Genomic DNA, 13,305 nt, shown 5'->3' with positions numbered 1-13,305 from the left:
TCTGCCGTGGCGGGTGGATCAGGCGATCAGGCCTGGCCCTCGTCCTCGACGGCGACGTTCTTGGTGCGAGCCGGGTCGATCTGGATGCCGGGGCCCATGGTGGTGGAGACCGTCACCTTGCGGATGTAGCGGCCCTTGGAGCTGGCCGGCTTGAGCCGCAGCACCTCCTCGAGCGCCGCGGCGTAGTTCTCCGCGAGCTGGACCTCGGAGAAGGAGGCCTTGCCGATGATGAAGTGCAGGTTGGCGTGACGGTCCACGCGGAACTCGATCTTGCCGCCCTTGATCTCGGACACGGCCTTGGCCACGTCCGGGGTCACGGTGCCGGTCTTCGGGTTCGGCATCAGGCTGCGCGGGCCGAGCACCCGGCCCAGACGACCGACCTTGCCCATCATGTCGGGCGTCGCGACCACGGCGTCGAAGTCGAGCCAGCCGCCGTTGACCTTCTCGATCAGCTCGTCGCCACCGACGTAGTCGGCGCCGGCCTCACGGGCGGCCTCGGCCTTCTCGGCGTTCGCGAAGACCAGGACGCGGGCGGTCTTGCCGGTGCCGTGGGGCAGGTTGACGGTGCCGCGCACCATCTGGTCGGCCTTGCGGGGGTCGACACCGAGACGCATCACGACGTCGAGGGTCTCGTCGAACTTCTTCTTGCTGTTGTCCTTGGCGATCTTGATCGCGGTCAGCGGGGCGTAGAGCTCGTCCTTGTCGAACTTCTCTGCCGCCGCGCGGTAGGTCTTGCTGCGCTGCATGTCTGGTACTCGTTTCTCTCCAGTGTGGTCGCTGAGCCAGCGCGGCTCTGCCACGGGGTGTCGATCAGGTGGGCCGTACGGGGGATCAGTCGGTGGTGACGCCCATGGAGCGGGCGGTCCCCTCGACGATCTTCATGGCGGCCTCGATGTCGTTGGCGTTGAGGTCCGGCAGCTTGGTCTGCGCGATCTCGCGGACCTGGTCCTTGGTGAGCTTGCCGACCTTCTCCTTGTCGGGGACGCCCGAGCCCTTGGCCAGGCCGGCGGCCTTCTTGATCAGCTCGGCGGCCGGAGGGGTCTTGGTGATGAACGTGAACGAGCGGTCCTCGTAGATGGTGATCTCGACGGGGATGACGTTGCCGCGCATGGACTCGGTCTGCGCGTTGTAGGCCTTGCAGAAGTCCATGATGTTCACGCCGTGGGGGCCAAGCGCGGTACCCACCGGCGGCGCCGGGGTCGCGGAGCCGGCCTGCAGCTGCACCTTGACCAGGGCAGCGATCTTCTTCTTGGGGGGCATCTCTAGGTGCTTCCTTCGATTCGTACGTCGTGGTCTTGTCGAGCCGGGCACGATCCCGGCTCTGCCACCTCGGGTGTTGCTGTGCTGTGCTTCAGACCCGCTGGATCTGGCTGAAGCTCAGCTCGACCGGGGTCTCCCGGCCGAAGATCTCGACGAGGGCCTTGACCCTCTGGGACTCGGCGTTGATCTCGGTGATCGTCGCGTGCAGCGTGGCGAACGGGCCGTCGACCACCATGACGGAGTCGTCGACGTCGAAGTCGGCCACCTCGACCGGCTTCTTGGACGCCGACGTGGCGCCACCGGTCTTGCCGCTGGCGGCCTCGGCCTCGGCCTCGGCGACCGCCACGGCGCTCGGCGCCAGCATCGACTCGACCTCGCTCATCGAGAGCGGGACGGGGTTGTGGCTGTGGCCGACGAAGCCGGTCACCGACGGCGTGTGCCGCACGGCCGACCAGGACTCGTCGGTGAGGTCCATCCGGACCAGGACGTAGCCGGGGAGCACGGTGCGGGTGACCATCTTGCGCTGGCCGTTCTTGATCTCGGCGACCTCCTCGGTCGGCACGACGATCTCGTGGATGTACTCACCCATGTCGAGGGCCTGGATACGGTTCTCCAGGTTGGCCTTGACCCGCTTCTCCATGCCGGAGTAGGTGTGCACCACGAACCAGTCGCCGGGCTTGGCCCACAGCTCGCGGCGGAACCGCTCCAGCGGGTCGTCGGCGTCGGCGTCCTCGGCGGAGTCTTCGTCCTCGTCGGAGTCGTCGGACTCGGCGGTCGCGGCGTCCTCGGCCTCGGTCTGCTCGGCCTCGGTCTCCTCGGCCGGCTCGGTCTCGATGGGCTCGGTCGCCTCGATGTCGGCCTGCTCGGCCTCGGTCGAGTCGTTCTGCTCAGACACGTGCTGCTCCGTCACTTGGGATTCCGTTGCTTCTCGCTGGACTGTCGTGGGCCCCGTCCGGGGCGCCGGTCACAACTGGCTGTCGCCGGTGAAGATCTCGAAGACCAGCTTGCCGAACGCCAGGTCGAGGCCTGCGATCAGCGTCATCATCACCAGCACGAAGACCATCACCACGATGAAGTAGGTGACGAGCTGCGACTGGGTGGGCCACACGACCTTGCGGAGCTCGGCGATCACCTGCCGGATGAAGGTCACCGGGTCGGTGCGGGTGCTTCCCGGGGCCTTGTCGGGGCCCTTGCCACCGCGTGGCTCGGGAGCCGCCTTCGTGTCAGACACGTTCGGGCCTCCATCGGAATGTGTGACGAGTTCTGCTGCAGACGTGGTGCGCCTTGCAGGGCACGAGGGACTTGAACCCCCAACCTTCGGTTTTGGAGACCGATGCTCTGCCAGTTGAGCTAGTGCCCTCCGGTTCCGCTTCTCCGCGACGAGCCACCCCGGAGGGCAGGCCGCAGCATGTGGAGAAGCCACCAGACGAGGAGTGTACGGGGCCCCGGACCTCTCGTCCAAACGCCTACCATGGCCGCATGAGTGAGTCTCCCACCTCGACCCCGTCCCCCGGCAACCCCCGCGAGCGTCGCATCTCCCGTCGCATCGGTGCTATCGCCGAGTCGGCGACCCTCAAGGTCGACTCCAAGGCCAAGGCGCTGAGGGCGCAGGGGCGCCCCGTGATCGGCTTCGGTGCGGGCGAGCCGGACTTCGCCACCCCCGACTACGTCGTCGAGGCCGCGGTGGAGGCCTGCCGCGACCCGCGCAACCACCGCTACACCCCCGCCGGCGGGCTCCCGGAGCTCAAGCAGGCGATCGTCGAGAAGACTCGCCGTGACAGCGGCTACGAGGTCACCCCGGCCCAGGTGCTGGTGACCAACGGCGGGAAGCAGGCCATCTACGAGGCCTTCGCGGCGATGCTCGACCCGGGCGACGAGGTGATCGTCCCGGCGCCGTACTGGACCACCTACCCGGAGGCGATCGCCCTGGCCGGCGGCGTGCCGGTGCCCGTGCTGGCCGACGAGACCCAGGACTACAAGGTCACCGTGGAGCAGCTGGAGGCGGCGCGCACCGACCGCACCAAGGTGCTCCTCTTCGTCTCCCCCTCCAACCCCACCGGCGCGGTCTACACCAGCGACGAGATCCGGGCGATCGGCCGCTGGGTCGAGGACAACGACCTGTGGGTGCTGACCGACGAGATCTACGAGCACCTGGTCTACGACGACGTCGAGACCGGCTCGATGCCGGTGCTGTGCCCCTTCCTGGCCGACAACTGCGTCGTGGTCAACGGGGTCGCCAAGACCTACGCCATGACCGGCTGGCGGGTCGGCTGGATCCTCGGCCCCGAGGACCTCGTCAAGGCCGCCGCCAACCTCCAGTCGCACGCCACCTCCAACGTCGCCAACATCTCCCAGCGCGCGGCCCTGGCCGCCATCGCCGGCGACCTGAGCGCCGTGGACGAGATGAAGGTCGCCTTCGACCGGCGCCGCCGGCGGATCGTGGAGATGCTCAACGCGATCGACGGCGTCTACTGCCCCACCCCGGAGGGCGCCTTCTACGCCTACCCCTCGGTCAAGGGCCTGCTGGGCCGCGAGCACGGGGGCCGGATGATCGAGACCTCCGCCGAGCTGGCGGAGTACATCCTCGAGAACGCCGAGGTGGCCGTGGTGCCGGGTGAGGCGTTCGGCTCCCCGGGCTACCTCCGCTTCTCCTACGCCCTCGGAGACGACGACCTCGTCGAGGGCGTCTCCCGGATCCAGAAGCTGTTCTCCTGACCTCCGCGACCATGCGGGTCAGGCGCGACCTGCTCACGCTTCCCAAGGCGCACCTGCACCTGCACTTCACCGGCTCGATGCGGCACACCACGCTGCTCGAGCTGGCGGAGCGTGACGGCATCGTCCTGCCTGACCCGCTGGTCTCGGAGTGGCCGCCGCAGCTGTCCGCGGCCGACGAGAAGGGCTGGTTCCGCTTCCAGCGTCTCTACGACGTGGCGCGCTCGGTGCTGCGCACCGAGGGCGACGTCCGGCGGCTGGTGCGCGAGGCCGCCGAGGACGACGTGCGCGACGGCGGCCGCTGGCTGGAGATCCAGGTCGACCCCAGCGGCTACGCGGCCCGGTTCGGCGGCATCACCGCCTTCACCGACCTGGTCCTGGACGCCGTGGCCGACGCCTCGGCGCGCACCGGGCTGGGCATGGCCGTGGTGATCGCCGCCAACCGGACCCGGCACCCGATGGACGCCCGCACCCTGGCCCGGCTGGCCGCCCAGTACGCCGGGCGGGGCGTGGTCGGCTTCGGGCTCTCCAACGACGAGCGCCGCGGACAGACCCACGACTTCGCGCACGCGTTCTCGATCGCCGAGCGCGCCGGCCTGCTGCTGGTGCCGCACGGCGGCGAGCTGCGCGGGCCCGAGCACGTCCGGGTCTGCCTCGACGAGCTGCACGCCGACCGGCTGGGCCACGGCGTGCGCGCGGCCGAGGACCCGCGCCTGCTGGAGCGGATCGTGGCGAGCGGGACCGCGCTGGAGGTCTGCCCGGTCTCCAACGTGGCCCTGGGGGTCTACTCCGACCTCACCTCCGTGCCGCTCCCCCAGCTGATGGCCGCCGGCGCCACCGTCGCCCTCGGCGCGGACGACCCGCTGCTCTTCGGGTCACAGCTGGCCGGGCAGTACGCCACCATGCGGGCCGCCCACGAGCTCACCGACGAGCAGCTCGCCGAGCTGGCCAGGATGTCGGTCCGCGCCTCCCGGGCGCCGTCGGACCTGCGCACCCGGGTGCTCGCCGAGATCGACGCCTGGCTCTCAGAGTGAGGCGCCGACCAGCACCGGCTCGTTGACCAGGCGCACGCCGTAGGCCCGCTCGACCCCGTCGCGGACCTCGCGGGCCAGGGCGAGCAGGTCGACCGTGGTGGCTCCGCCGCGGTTCGTCAGCGCCAGCGTGTGCTTGGTGGAGAGACTGACCGGGGCGCCGAGGCTGTGCCCCTTGGCGAAGCCGGCGTGCTCGATGAGCCAGGCGGCGCTGGTCTTGACCCTGCCGTCGGGCTGCGGAAAGCGCGGCGCCTCGGGCGGCAGGGCGGCCGCCTGCTCGGCGCTGAGCAGCGGGTTGGTGAAGAACGAGCCGGCGCTCCAGGTGTCGTGGTCGGCGTCGTCGAGGACCATCCCCCTGCCACGGCGCAGCGCGAGGACGGCTTCGCGCACCGCGTCGAGGGGGGCGCGCTCGCCCACCTCCACGCCGAGGGTGCGGGCGAGCTCGGCATACCCGACCGGGGCCGACAGCGACCCGAGCGGCAGCTGGAAGGTCACCTCGAGCACGACGTACCGCTCCGGGTCTGCCTTGAAGCGGCTGTCGCGGTAGGCGAAGCCGCAGTCGGCGGCGGCGATGGTGCGCTGGCGCCGCTCGACGCGGTCCCAGGTCCGCACCGAGGCGATCGTCTGGGAGACCTCCTGGCCGTAGGCGCCCACGTTCTGCACCGGGGAGGCACCCACCGAGCCGGGGATGCCGGAGAGGGCCTCCACGCCGCTCCAGCCCCGGGCGACGGCCCGGGCGACGAAGCCGTCCCACGACTCCCCCGCCGCCACCTTCACCAGGACGCCGCCGCAGGCCGCGGCGTCCCCCTCGACGTCGGCGACGACGCCGGAGGTCGCGACCTTGACCACGCGCCCCGCGAACCCCGCATCGGCGACGACCAGGTTGGAGCCGCCGGCGAGCAGCAGCACCGGGACGCCCGCGGCGTCCGCGTCGGCGACCGCCTCGACCAGCTCGGCCTCGGTGGTGGCGACGAGCAGCTCGTCGGCGGGTCCGCCGAGCCGCAGCGTGGTGTGGTCGCGCAGCAGGGGCCGCGGCGCGGGCTCAGCCAACGGGTGCCAGCCTCACCACGGCGCGGGGCATGCCCAGCACCTTCTGCCCCGCGCTGGTCACCTCGAGCGCCAGGGTGACGGACGCGGAGCCGTCGGCCTCCGGCACGACCTCCTTGACGGTGCCGGCCACCCGCACCTCGACGCCGGCGTCGGCCGGGACGACCACCGGGTTGGTGAACTTGCAGCCCAGCTGACGCACCTCGCCACCGCCGGTCCACTCCCGCACCGCGCGGCCGACCAGCGCCATCGTGTACATGCCGTGGGCGATCACCCCGGGCAGGCCGACGGAGCGAGCGACCGCCTCGTCCTGGTGGATCGGGTTGTGGTCGCCGCTGGCCGCGGCGTAGCGGACCAGGTCGTCCCGGACGATCGTGTAGGTCTGCGGCTCCAGCGCCTGCCCGGCGGTCAGCGTGCTCATGACTCCTCCTCGCCCCGGTGGACCAGGGTGGCGTGCGCGGTGCAGACCAGGGTGCCGTCGGCGTCGGCGAGGGCACTGGTGGTGCCGATGATGTCGTTGCCGCCGATGTGGCGCAGCGAGCTGACCGTCAGGGTGGCGGTGAGGGTGTCACCCACCAGCACGGGCCGCTCGTAGGCGAACCGCTGCTCCCCGTGGACGACGCGGTGCAGCGCCAGGCCCTGGGCGTCCAGGAAGTCCTGCATGGCGTCGAAGGCGAGGACGATGGGGAAGGTCACCGGCGCCGGGCCGCCGTCGTAGGCCCCGCCGGTGGCCGCGGCGAAGGCGGAGACCGCCTCGCGGGTCACCACGTAGGGGGCGGTGGGCGGGAAGCTGCGTCCCACCAGGGACTGGTCGAGGGGCATGGCAGCCAAAATAGCGAGCGACCCGCCCGGTGAGACCGGGCGGGTCGGCGACGCGGGGCGTCGAGACGCTGGAGAGCGAGCCGTCAGCGGGTCTCGCGGTGCGCGGTGTGCGTGCGGCAGCGCGGGCAGAACTTCTTCATCTCCATACGGTCGGGGTCGTTCCGACGGTTCTTCTTGGTGATGTAGTTGCGCTCCTTGCAGTCCACGCACGCAAGCGTGATCTTGGGGCGAACGTCAGAGCTCTTGCTGGCCACGGGAAGTCCTTCGTCGAATGCTTGGTGTGATGCGGTACCGGCTGGTCCGGCGTGGTGCTTCGTCCAGGGGGTCGTTCTCGTAGCGAGGGCGGGACTCGAACCCGCGACACCACGATTATGAGTCGTGTGCTCTAACCACCTGAGCTACCCCGCCACCGGGGAGGCACCGCACTCAAGAGTACGGGACCCGTCCCAGAGCCCCTTTACGGAATCGAACCGTAGACCTTCTCCTTACCATGGAGACGCTCTGCCGACTGAGCTAAAGGGGCAACGTCGGAAGAGAATACACAGGGCTGAGCCGGGCGTGAAATCGGCCCCTCAATCCTGGATCCGAGGCCACGGCTGCGCCTCCTCCAGGGAGTACGCGAGGTCCAGGAGAAGGGCCTCCTGCCCCTTGCCCGCGGCCAGCTGCATGCCGTGCGGAAGTCCCGCGGCGGTGGTCGCCAGCGGCAGGCTCACGGCCGGCTCGCCGGTGGCGTTCTGCAGGGGCGTGAACGCGACCCAGTCCATCATCCGGTCGATGACCTCCTCGTAGTCCCGGGTCGGGTCGAGGTGCCCCACGCGCGGGGTCTCGGTGGCCAGCGTCGGGGTGAGGGTGACGTCGTACCGCTCGTAGTGCTTGCGGGAGATCAGCTGCGAGCCCGCCATGGTCGCGATGGCCACCGGCAGCTTGTGCAGGTTGCGCTGGCAGTGCCGGGCGAGGCCGAGGGTGAGGTTGTCCAGGTTGGCCGGGTTCCAGGAGCCGCCGTGGGTGGAGCGGCCGGTGCGCACCAGGAACATCGAGAGCATCGACCAGTAGAGCAGGAAGTGGTCGGCGAACCAGTCCGGGACCGGGGGGTCGACGTGCTCGACCTGGTGGCCCAGCTCCTCCAGCAGCGCGGCCGTCTTCAGGGTGAGCTCCCGCACCTCCGGCGACGCGCTGCGCCCCACCCCCTCGGTGACGACCGCGACCCTCAGCCGTCGGCCCGACGGCCCCCTCACGTCGCCCACCGGCGGGAGGGCCGGATTGCGGTAGATGCGCTCGGACTCGCGCAGGAAGGCTGCGGTGTCACGCACCGTGCGGGTCAGCACGCCGTCGGCGACGATCCGCACCGGCATGCTGCGGTTGAGCTTGTCCTGGGGCACCCGGTCCCGGGTGGGCTTGAGGCCGACCAGTCCGTTGACGGCCGCCGGGATGCGGATCGACCCTCCCCCGTCGTTGGCGTGGGCCAGGGGCACGGCCCCGGCGGCGACCAGCGCGGCCGAGCCCGCGGAGGAGGCGCCGGCATAGTGGTCGTGGTGCCAGGGGCTCCGCACCGGGCCGAGCCGCGGGTGGTCGACCGCGCCGGAGAACCCGAACTCCGAGAGCCGGGACTTGCCGAGCGGGATGACGCCGGTGGCCAGGAACATCCGCGCGAAGTCGCCGTCCCGGGTGGCCGGCGGGGAGACGAAGGCGTCGGTGCCGTGCTGGGTCGGGACGCCGGCCACGTCGGCGTTGTCCTTGATGACGGTCGGGATCCCCGAGAAGTAGCCGCCGCGCGGGTCCCGTGCCCGGTGGCGCGCCAGGTCGAACATCTCCACCGCGAGGGTGCCGAGGTGCTCGTCCACCTCGAGGGTCCGGGCGATCGAGGCCTCGACCAGCTCGACGGGCGAGACCTCGCCCCGGTGCAGCATCTCGACCAGGCCGACGGCGTCGTGGTCGAGCAGGGCGTCCTCGGCGTAGGCATGGCGTCGCGTCATGCGACCGGACAGTAACCTCCGTCACCACGCGAGTCGAGGATCCGGCGGCTCCGCGTCACAGGGCCGCCGTTCCCTCCGGTCCGACGAGCACGTACCTGCCGTGCGGACTGCGCCAGAGCCATCGGGCTCGGCCCACCTGCCAGACCCCACCCCGGGCGTGCGTCTTCCAGCGGTGGTGGCGTCGCAGCAGCGGGTGGGAGTTGTGGGTGCCGGTCTGCCCAGGTGGTCCGCCGCGGGTCCAGGGGCGCACGTGGTCGAGGTCGACGTGCCGGCTGCTCGAGCCGGACCACGGGAACCGGTCGCCACCGCCGGCGAGGAGCCAGACGCGCTCCCGGAGCGACTCGGGGTGCTCGTAGGCCGTGACCCGCACGTCCTCGGCCAGATTGACCACCGGCTTCAGCTCGACATGGGCGTGCCGGAGCAGGCTCCGGAGCTGGGCGGCCAGGAGGGGGCCGTGCTCCTCGAGCCGGACCACCGCCCGGTCGGCGTCGGCGAGCGCATCGGCGGTCACGTGGACGTAGAGGCAGGCTCGGGGACGCAGGCGGGTGGGGTCGATCGATCGCAGGGAGGCCAGCAGGTCGGCGGGGAACGCCGTGGTGCGGGACGTTGGCGGGTCCGGGTCCGGGTCCGGGTCCGGGTCCGGGTCGCCGGGGTCCGCCCCCTCGGCGTGCTCCAGGAGGAGCCGCAGCAGCTCGGCGGGGCGGGCCAGCCAGCCGAAAGCCTCGGAGCGCAGCACGTCGCCCGTCGGCTGCTCGCGAGGCGGCACCCCGGATGCGTGCAACCGCTCGCGGAGGATCTCGGCGACCCGCGCGACCATCGCGTCCACGTAGACCGCGTCGCCAGCCTCCACCCGGGCGATCACGTGCCTCAGACCGACTTCGTCGGTGCGGGAGAGGGTGACGTGTCGCCGTCCTCGCTCGACCGCCACCCGGTGCGCGTGGGCCTCGGGATCCGCCTCGATCACCTTGGCCCTCGCCAGCTCCAGCACCCGACTGGGCGCCTCTCCCGCGATCGCCCGGGCGACGGCCGCGTCGACCACGCCGACGTGGCACAGCGCGAGCGTGCGGGAGATGACGGCCACTTTGCGCGCGACCCAGGCCTCGGCCTCCAGCGCCTCCACCCGCGCCCAGACCCGGGGCAGCCGGTGCTGCAGGTCGAGCACGTCAGCGATCGCGGCTCGCGCCGTCATCCAGCCGACCTGCCGGACGAGCGCGAGCTCACCGGGACACAGGTCGCGCACCCAGGGCGTGCCCTCCCCGCCGAACGGGACGAGCCTCTCGAAGGGCGAGGCCGTGGGGTCGTCTCGTGGATCGCTGCCGTGCAGCAGCGCCCACTGCGCGGCGAGGCGCAGCTCGGCCACCTCCGCAGCCCGGCGCTCACGCAGCACTCGCACCGACTCGGCGAGCACGCCCGCAGAGTCCAGCTCGTCGATGTTCCCCGTCTCCATGGTCCATCCTCTCTCGAACATCTGTTCGATTTCTAGCCGCCAACCGGCATGCGGACACGGGGAACGGTGGCACCTGCAGGGCCCCTCCCGTCGACCTCCGCACGTGAGGCTTCGCTCTCGCGGTTGGTCCGCGAGTCGACGCGGCTGCCACGATGAGCCGCGTGCAGACCCAGCCCGGCTACGACGCCCTCGCGAGCGCGTACGACGAGACGTTCCCGAGCGGATACGCCACACCCGTGGAGCGGCACGCCGTGGCCCTCTTCGCCGACGAGCTCCTGGCCGACGGGCCGGCGGGACCGGTGGTGGACGTCGGGTGCGGTGCGGGACACATCACCCACGACCTCGCCACGCGCGGGCTGGAGGTGCTGGGGGTCGATCCCTCGACGGGCATGCTCGACCTCGCACGTCGGCGCTACCCGCAGCTGGGCTGGCACCAGGACGACGCGGGCCTGGGGCGTCTGCCCAGGGACCTCGTCCCCCTCGGCGGGATCCTGGCTCGGTTCAGCCTGATCCACGTGGCCCCCGCGTCCGTGCCGGGAGTGCTGGCGGCGTGGGCCGCCCGGCTCCGGTCCGGCGCCCACGTCCTGGTCGCGTTCCAGGTCAGCGAGGACCCGGGGCGCCCCGTGCTCGAGTTCGACCACGCCGTCGCCAGGGCGTGGCGCTGGCACCCCGACGCGATGGCCTCGGCCCTGGCCGACGCCGGCATGGCCGAGCGGTGGCGGGTGGTGGCCCAGCGGGACGACTCCAACCGCTTTCCGACCTGTCACCTGGCGTGCGCGCGGGGGGCGTGACGCCGACGAACGCTTCTCACCGGTCCCCTGACCACACGTGATGGTCCACACTTCCGGGGTGACCTCCCACCCCGTTCCTCCGGTTCTCGTGCCGTACGCCCCGAGCCACCACGCCGCCCTGCTCGAGCTCGCACTGCGGGCCTGGGAGCCCGTGTTTCCGGCGGTCGAGCAGGAGGTTCCCTCTTTCGTCTACGCCGCCTTCTACCCCACGGGCTGGCGTGACCGGCAGCACCAGGACCTCGCGGAGATCCTGCAGAGCGAGCCCGAGAACGTCGACGTCGCTCTCGACGGCGACCGGCCGATCGGCTGGGTCTGCACGCGACTGCACCCCGAGGACAGCATGGGCGAGGTGTACGTCGTCGTCGTCGACCCCGACCACCAGCAGCGGGGCGTCGGACGCGCCCTCCTGGAGCGCTCGTTCGCCCGGTCGAGGGCAGCAGGCATGACGATGGTGATGGTGGAGACCGGCGCCGACTCCGGGCACGCGCCGGCTCGTCTGGCTTACGAGTCCCTCGGCTTCGAACGCTGGCCGGTCGCCCGCTACTTCAAGGAGCTCGACGACTCCGCGTCCTAGAGCAGCCAGACGAAGACCGGCAGCAGCAGGCTGGTCGCCAGGGCGGTCAGCCCCATCGAGAGCCCCGAGAAGGCGCCCTCGGTCTCGTCCTCGTGCAGGGCCCGAGCGGTGCCGATCCCGTGCGAGGAGGCGCCCAGGGCCAGCCCCCTGGCCTCCCGGCTCCGCACCCGGGCCACCGTCAGCAGGGTCGGGCCCGCGACCGCGCCGAGCACCCCGGCGGTGACGGTCACCACCGCGGTCAGCGCGGGGATCCCCCCGATCTCCTCCGACAGCGCGATCGAGACCGGGGTGGTGGCCGCCTTCGGCGACATGGTCAGCGCGAGCTCCTCGCCGCCGCCCAGCGCCGTGACGAGGCCGTAGGCGCTGAGGATCGAGACCGCGGCGCCCAGCGGGATCGCGACCAGCATCGGCCCCACGACGCCGCGCAGCCGCCGGACCTGACGGTGCAGCGGGACCGCGAGGGCCACCGTCGCCGGCCCGAGCCAGAAGCTGATCAGCGCCGCGCCGTCCGCGTACGTCGCGTAGTCGACGTCGGCGAGCGTGATCGCCACCGCGACCACCACCACCGCGACCAGCACGGGCTGGGCGAGCGGGTGCCCGCCGCTCCGGTCGCGCAGCAGGAGGCCGAGCCGGTAGCCGAGCAGGGTGACCAGCACCAGCGCCAGCGGCGAGGAGGCGAGCTCGCGCCACTCCCCGCTCACCGGACGCCTCGCCGTCGTCCGAGCCAGGAGACCGTCCACCCGACGACGAGCAGGCCCGCCAGCCAGGAGCCCACCAGGGCGACGGTGATCGGCAGTGCGTCCTCGCGGAGCACGGTGAGGTAGACGACCACGCCGACCCCGGCCGGCACGAAGAGGAGCTGCAGGTGGCGCAGCAGCACGTCGGCGGCCCGGAGGGTGCCCGCGTCGGCCTCCGGCGGCCGCGCCTGGAGCAGCACGAAGAGGAGCACCATCCCCACCACCGGGCCCGGCACCGGGAGCCGGGTCAGGGTCACGAGCACCTCCCCGGCGAGCTGGCAGGCCAGCAGCACGGTCAGTCCGCGCAGCATCAGCAGGCCCCGCGCCGGTGGCACCCGGGCAGGTGCGGGTCGAAGAGGCCGATCGCCTCCATCAGGGCAAGCATGGTGGTCGGCCCGACGAAGACGAAGCCGCGCTGCTTCAGCGCCTTCGAGAGAGCGAGCGACTCCGCCGAGGTGGTGGCCGCTTGGGGCTCCACCGGGCCCGCGGGGCGGTACCGCCCGATCAGCTCCTCCAGCCCGCCGTGCTCCCGCAGGGCCACCGTGGCCCGGGCGTTGGTGACGGCCGCCTCGATCTTGCGCCGGTTGCGCACGATGCCCGCGTCGGCCATCAGGCGCTCGACGTCGCGCTCGTCGTACGCCGCCACCGCGTCCGCGTCGAAGCCCGCGAACGCCGCCCGGAAGGCCGGTCGCTTGTTGAGGATGGTCAGCCAGGAGAGACCGGACTGGAACGCCTCCAGGGTGAGGCGCTCGAGGTGGGCGGCCTCCCCGTGGATCGGGACGCCCCACTCGGTGTCGTGGTAGGCGAGGTTGACCGGGTGGCCGACCGCCCACGGGCAGCGCGGCACGCCGTCCTCGCCGACCACCGCCTCAGGCACGCTCACGGTCCAGCAGTCTGCCAGCGCCGCGCAG

17 protein-coding genes and 3 tRNA genes are annotated in these 13,305 nt (G+C 71.9%); 4 read left to right on the top strand and 16 right to left on the bottom strand.

The annotated features are described in order from the left end of the window. Positions 1 to 26 precede the first annotated feature (26 nt). The 5 genes from rplA to AC4BGE_RS17670 form a co-directional block, all read right to left on the bottom strand. Positions 27 to 746 carry a 50S ribosomal protein L1 gene (rplA, locus tag AC4BGE_RS17690; protein WP_490570293.1) on the bottom strand — a complete coding sequence of 240 codons (720 nt, stop codon included), beginning with the start codon at positions 744 to 746 and terminating at the stop codon, positions 27 to 29. 85 nt (positions 747 to 831) lie between these two features. Continuing rightward, positions 832 to 1,260 (bottom strand): 50S ribosomal protein L11, encoded by a 429-nt coding sequence (gene rplK, locus AC4BGE_RS17685; RefSeq protein WP_489964422.1) that lies wholly within the window; start codon positions 1,258 to 1,260, stop codon positions 832 to 834. 91 nt (positions 1,261 to 1,351) lie between these two features. Beyond that, on the bottom strand, positions 1,352 to 2,155 hold the full coding sequence (gene nusG / locus AC4BGE_RS17680; protein ID WP_490576132.1) for a transcription termination/antitermination protein NusG: 804 nt from the start codon (positions 2,153 to 2,155) through the stop codon (positions 1,352 to 1,354). A 69-nt stretch (positions 2,156 to 2,224) separates the two neighbouring features. Beyond that, positions 2,225 to 2,491, bottom strand: a complete 267-nt coding sequence (gene secE / locus AC4BGE_RS17675; RefSeq protein ID WP_490570295.1) for a preprotein translocase subunit SecE — start codon at positions 2,489 to 2,491, stop codon at positions 2,225 to 2,227. Between the two features lie 56 nt (positions 2,492 to 2,547). Further along, positions 2,548 to 2,620: transfer RNA gene (locus AC4BGE_RS17670), tRNA-Trp, on the bottom strand. A 119-nt stretch (positions 2,621 to 2,739) separates the two neighbouring features. Here AC4BGE_RS17670 and AC4BGE_RS17665 point away from each other — a divergent pair. Together AC4BGE_RS17665 and AC4BGE_RS17660 are read left to right on the top strand one after the other, a co-directional pair. After that, positions 2,740 to 3,975 (top strand): pyridoxal phosphate-dependent aminotransferase, encoded by a 1,236-nt coding sequence (locus AC4BGE_RS17665; RefSeq protein ID WP_490576131.1) that lies wholly within the window; start codon positions 2,740 to 2,742, stop codon positions 3,973 to 3,975. Positions 3,976 to 3,986: 11 nt separating this feature from the next. Then, positions 3,987 to 5,006, top strand: a complete 1,020-nt coding sequence (locus AC4BGE_RS17660) for an adenosine deaminase (RefSeq protein ID WP_490576130.1) — start codon at positions 3,987 to 3,989, stop codon at positions 5,004 to 5,006. Here AC4BGE_RS17660 and AC4BGE_RS17655 read toward each other — a convergent pair. The 8 genes from AC4BGE_RS17655 to AC4BGE_RS17620 all read right to left on the bottom strand — a co-directional run bounded on the left by AC4BGE_RS17655 (position 4,998) and on the right by AC4BGE_RS17620 (position 10,292). Further along, entirely contained in the window at positions 4,998 to 6,053 is a 1,056-nt protein-coding gene (locus AC4BGE_RS17655; RefSeq protein WP_490576129.1) for a UDP-N-acetylmuramate dehydrogenase, read from the bottom strand. The two genes, AC4BGE_RS17660 and AC4BGE_RS17655, sit on opposite strands and share 9 nt — an antisense overlap. Further along, positions 6,046 to 6,471 (bottom strand): MaoC/PaaZ C-terminal domain-containing protein, encoded by a 426-nt coding sequence (locus tag AC4BGE_RS17650; RefSeq protein WP_490576128.1) that lies wholly within the window; start codon positions 6,469 to 6,471, stop codon positions 6,046 to 6,048. Before AC4BGE_RS17650 ends, AC4BGE_RS17655 begins: the two co-directional genes overlap by 8 nt. Next, positions 6,468 to 6,872, bottom strand: coding sequence for an FAS1-like dehydratase domain-containing protein (locus AC4BGE_RS17645; RefSeq protein ID WP_490570300.1), 405 nt, complete (start codon positions 6,870 to 6,872; stop codon positions 6,468 to 6,470). The genes AC4BGE_RS17650 and AC4BGE_RS17645 overlap by 4 nt, the downstream gene beginning before the upstream one ends. 83 nt (positions 6,873 to 6,955) lie before the next feature. After that, the gene (gene rpmG, locus AC4BGE_RS17640; protein ID WP_056682466.1) at positions 6,956 to 7,126 is read right to left on the bottom strand and encodes a 50S ribosomal protein L33; all 171 of its coding nucleotides are present in this window, start codon (positions 7,124 to 7,126) and stop codon (positions 6,956 to 6,958) included. Positions 7,127 to 7,206: 80 nt separating this feature from the next. After that, positions 7,207 to 7,280, bottom strand: a tRNA-Met gene (locus AC4BGE_RS17635). 42 nt (positions 7,281 to 7,322) lie between these two features. Further along, positions 7,323 to 7,395, bottom strand: a tRNA-Thr gene (locus AC4BGE_RS17630). A gap of 49 nt (positions 7,396 to 7,444) precedes the next feature. Then, positions 7,445 to 8,845, bottom strand: a complete 1,401-nt coding sequence (locus AC4BGE_RS17625; RefSeq protein WP_490570301.1) for an amidase — start codon at positions 8,843 to 8,845, stop codon at positions 7,445 to 7,447. Between the two features lie 55 nt (positions 8,846 to 8,900). After that, on the bottom strand, positions 8,901 to 10,292 hold the full coding sequence (locus tag AC4BGE_RS17620; protein WP_490576127.1) for a hypothetical protein: 1,392 nt from the start codon (positions 10,290 to 10,292) through the stop codon (positions 8,901 to 8,903). A 161-nt stretch (positions 10,293 to 10,453) separates the two neighbouring features. On the opposite strand from AC4BGE_RS17620, the gene AC4BGE_RS17615 reads away from it, so the two are divergent. Both AC4BGE_RS17615 and AC4BGE_RS17610 read left to right on the top strand, forming a co-directional pair. Then, positions 10,454 to 11,083, top strand: a complete 630-nt coding sequence (locus AC4BGE_RS17615; RefSeq protein WP_490576126.1) for a class I SAM-dependent DNA methyltransferase — start codon at positions 10,454 to 10,456, stop codon at positions 11,081 to 11,083. 58 nt (positions 11,084 to 11,141) lie between these two features. Beyond that, the gene (locus AC4BGE_RS17610; protein WP_490576125.1) at positions 11,142 to 11,657 is read left to right on the top strand and encodes a GNAT family N-acetyltransferase; all 516 of its coding nucleotides are present in this window, start codon (positions 11,142 to 11,144) and stop codon (positions 11,655 to 11,657) included. On the opposite strand, the gene AC4BGE_RS17605 is transcribed toward AC4BGE_RS17610, so the two are convergent. Genes AC4BGE_RS17605 through AC4BGE_RS17595 form a run of 3 tightly spaced genes read right to left on the bottom strand, consistent with a single transcriptional unit; the run spans position 11,654 to position 13,271 of the window. After that, positions 11,654 to 12,358 carry an LrgB family protein gene (locus AC4BGE_RS17605; protein ID WP_490576124.1) on the bottom strand — a complete coding sequence of 235 codons (705 nt, stop codon included), beginning with the start codon at positions 12,356 to 12,358 and terminating at the stop codon, positions 11,654 to 11,656. The genes AC4BGE_RS17610 and AC4BGE_RS17605 overlap by 4 nt on opposite strands. After that, positions 12,355 to 12,705 carry a CidA/LrgA family protein gene (locus tag AC4BGE_RS17600; protein ID WP_490576123.1) on the bottom strand — a complete coding sequence of 117 codons (351 nt, stop codon included), beginning with the start codon at positions 12,703 to 12,705 and terminating at the stop codon, positions 12,355 to 12,357. Before AC4BGE_RS17600 ends, AC4BGE_RS17605 begins: the two co-directional genes overlap by 4 nt. Beyond that, the gene (locus tag AC4BGE_RS17595) at positions 12,705 to 13,271 is read right to left on the bottom strand and encodes a DNA-3-methyladenine glycosylase I (RefSeq protein WP_490576168.1); all 567 of its coding nucleotides are present in this window, start codon (positions 13,269 to 13,271) and stop codon (positions 12,705 to 12,707) included. The genes AC4BGE_RS17600 and AC4BGE_RS17595 overlap by 1 nt, the downstream gene beginning before the upstream one ends. Positions 13,272 to 13,305 lie beyond the last annotated feature (34 nt).

Source organism: Nocardioides sp. Z50_6 (genome assembly GCF_058215755.1).
The sequence above is the reverse complement of the archived record's forward strand: the minus strand, read 5'-3'. Positions and strand labels throughout refer to the sequence as shown.

What these genes read in the sequence shown, in the direction of transcription:
- rplA (WP_490570293.1), bottom strand. Translation starts at nt 746, where the DNA reads ATGCAGCGCAGCAAGACCTACCGCGCGGCGGCAGAGAAGTTCGACAAG.
- rplK (WP_489964422.1), bottom strand. Translation starts at nt 1,260, where the DNA reads ATGCCCCCCAAGAAGAAGATCGCTGCCCTGGTCAAGGTGCAGCTGCAG.
- AC4BGE_RS17665 (WP_490576131.1), top strand. Translation starts at nt 2,740, where the DNA reads ATGAGTGAGTCTCCCACCTCGACCCCGTCCCCCGGCAACCCCCGCGAG.
- AC4BGE_RS17660 (WP_490576130.1), top strand. Translation starts at nt 3,987, where the DNA reads ATGCGGGTCAGGCGCGACCTGCTCACGCTTCCCAAGGCGCACCTGCAC.
- AC4BGE_RS17650 (WP_490576128.1), bottom strand. Translation starts at nt 6,471, where the DNA reads ATGAGCACGCTGACCGCCGGGCAGGCGCTGGAGCCGCAGACCTACACG.
- AC4BGE_RS17645 (WP_490570300.1), bottom strand. Translation starts at nt 6,872, where the DNA reads ATGCCCCTCGACCAGTCCCTGGTGGGACGCAGCTTCCCGCCCACCGCC.
- AC4BGE_RS17625 (WP_490570301.1), bottom strand. Translation starts at nt 8,845, where the DNA reads ATGACGCGACGCCATGCCTACGCCGAGGACGCCCTGCTCGACCACGAC.
- AC4BGE_RS17620 (WP_490576127.1), bottom strand. Translation starts at nt 10,292, where the DNA reads ATGGAGACGGGGAACATCGACGAGCTGGACTCTGCGGGCGTGCTCGCC.
- AC4BGE_RS17600 (WP_490576123.1), bottom strand. Translation starts at nt 12,705, where the DNA reads ATGCTGCGCGGACTGACCGTGCTGCTGGCCTGCCAGCTCGCCGGGGAG.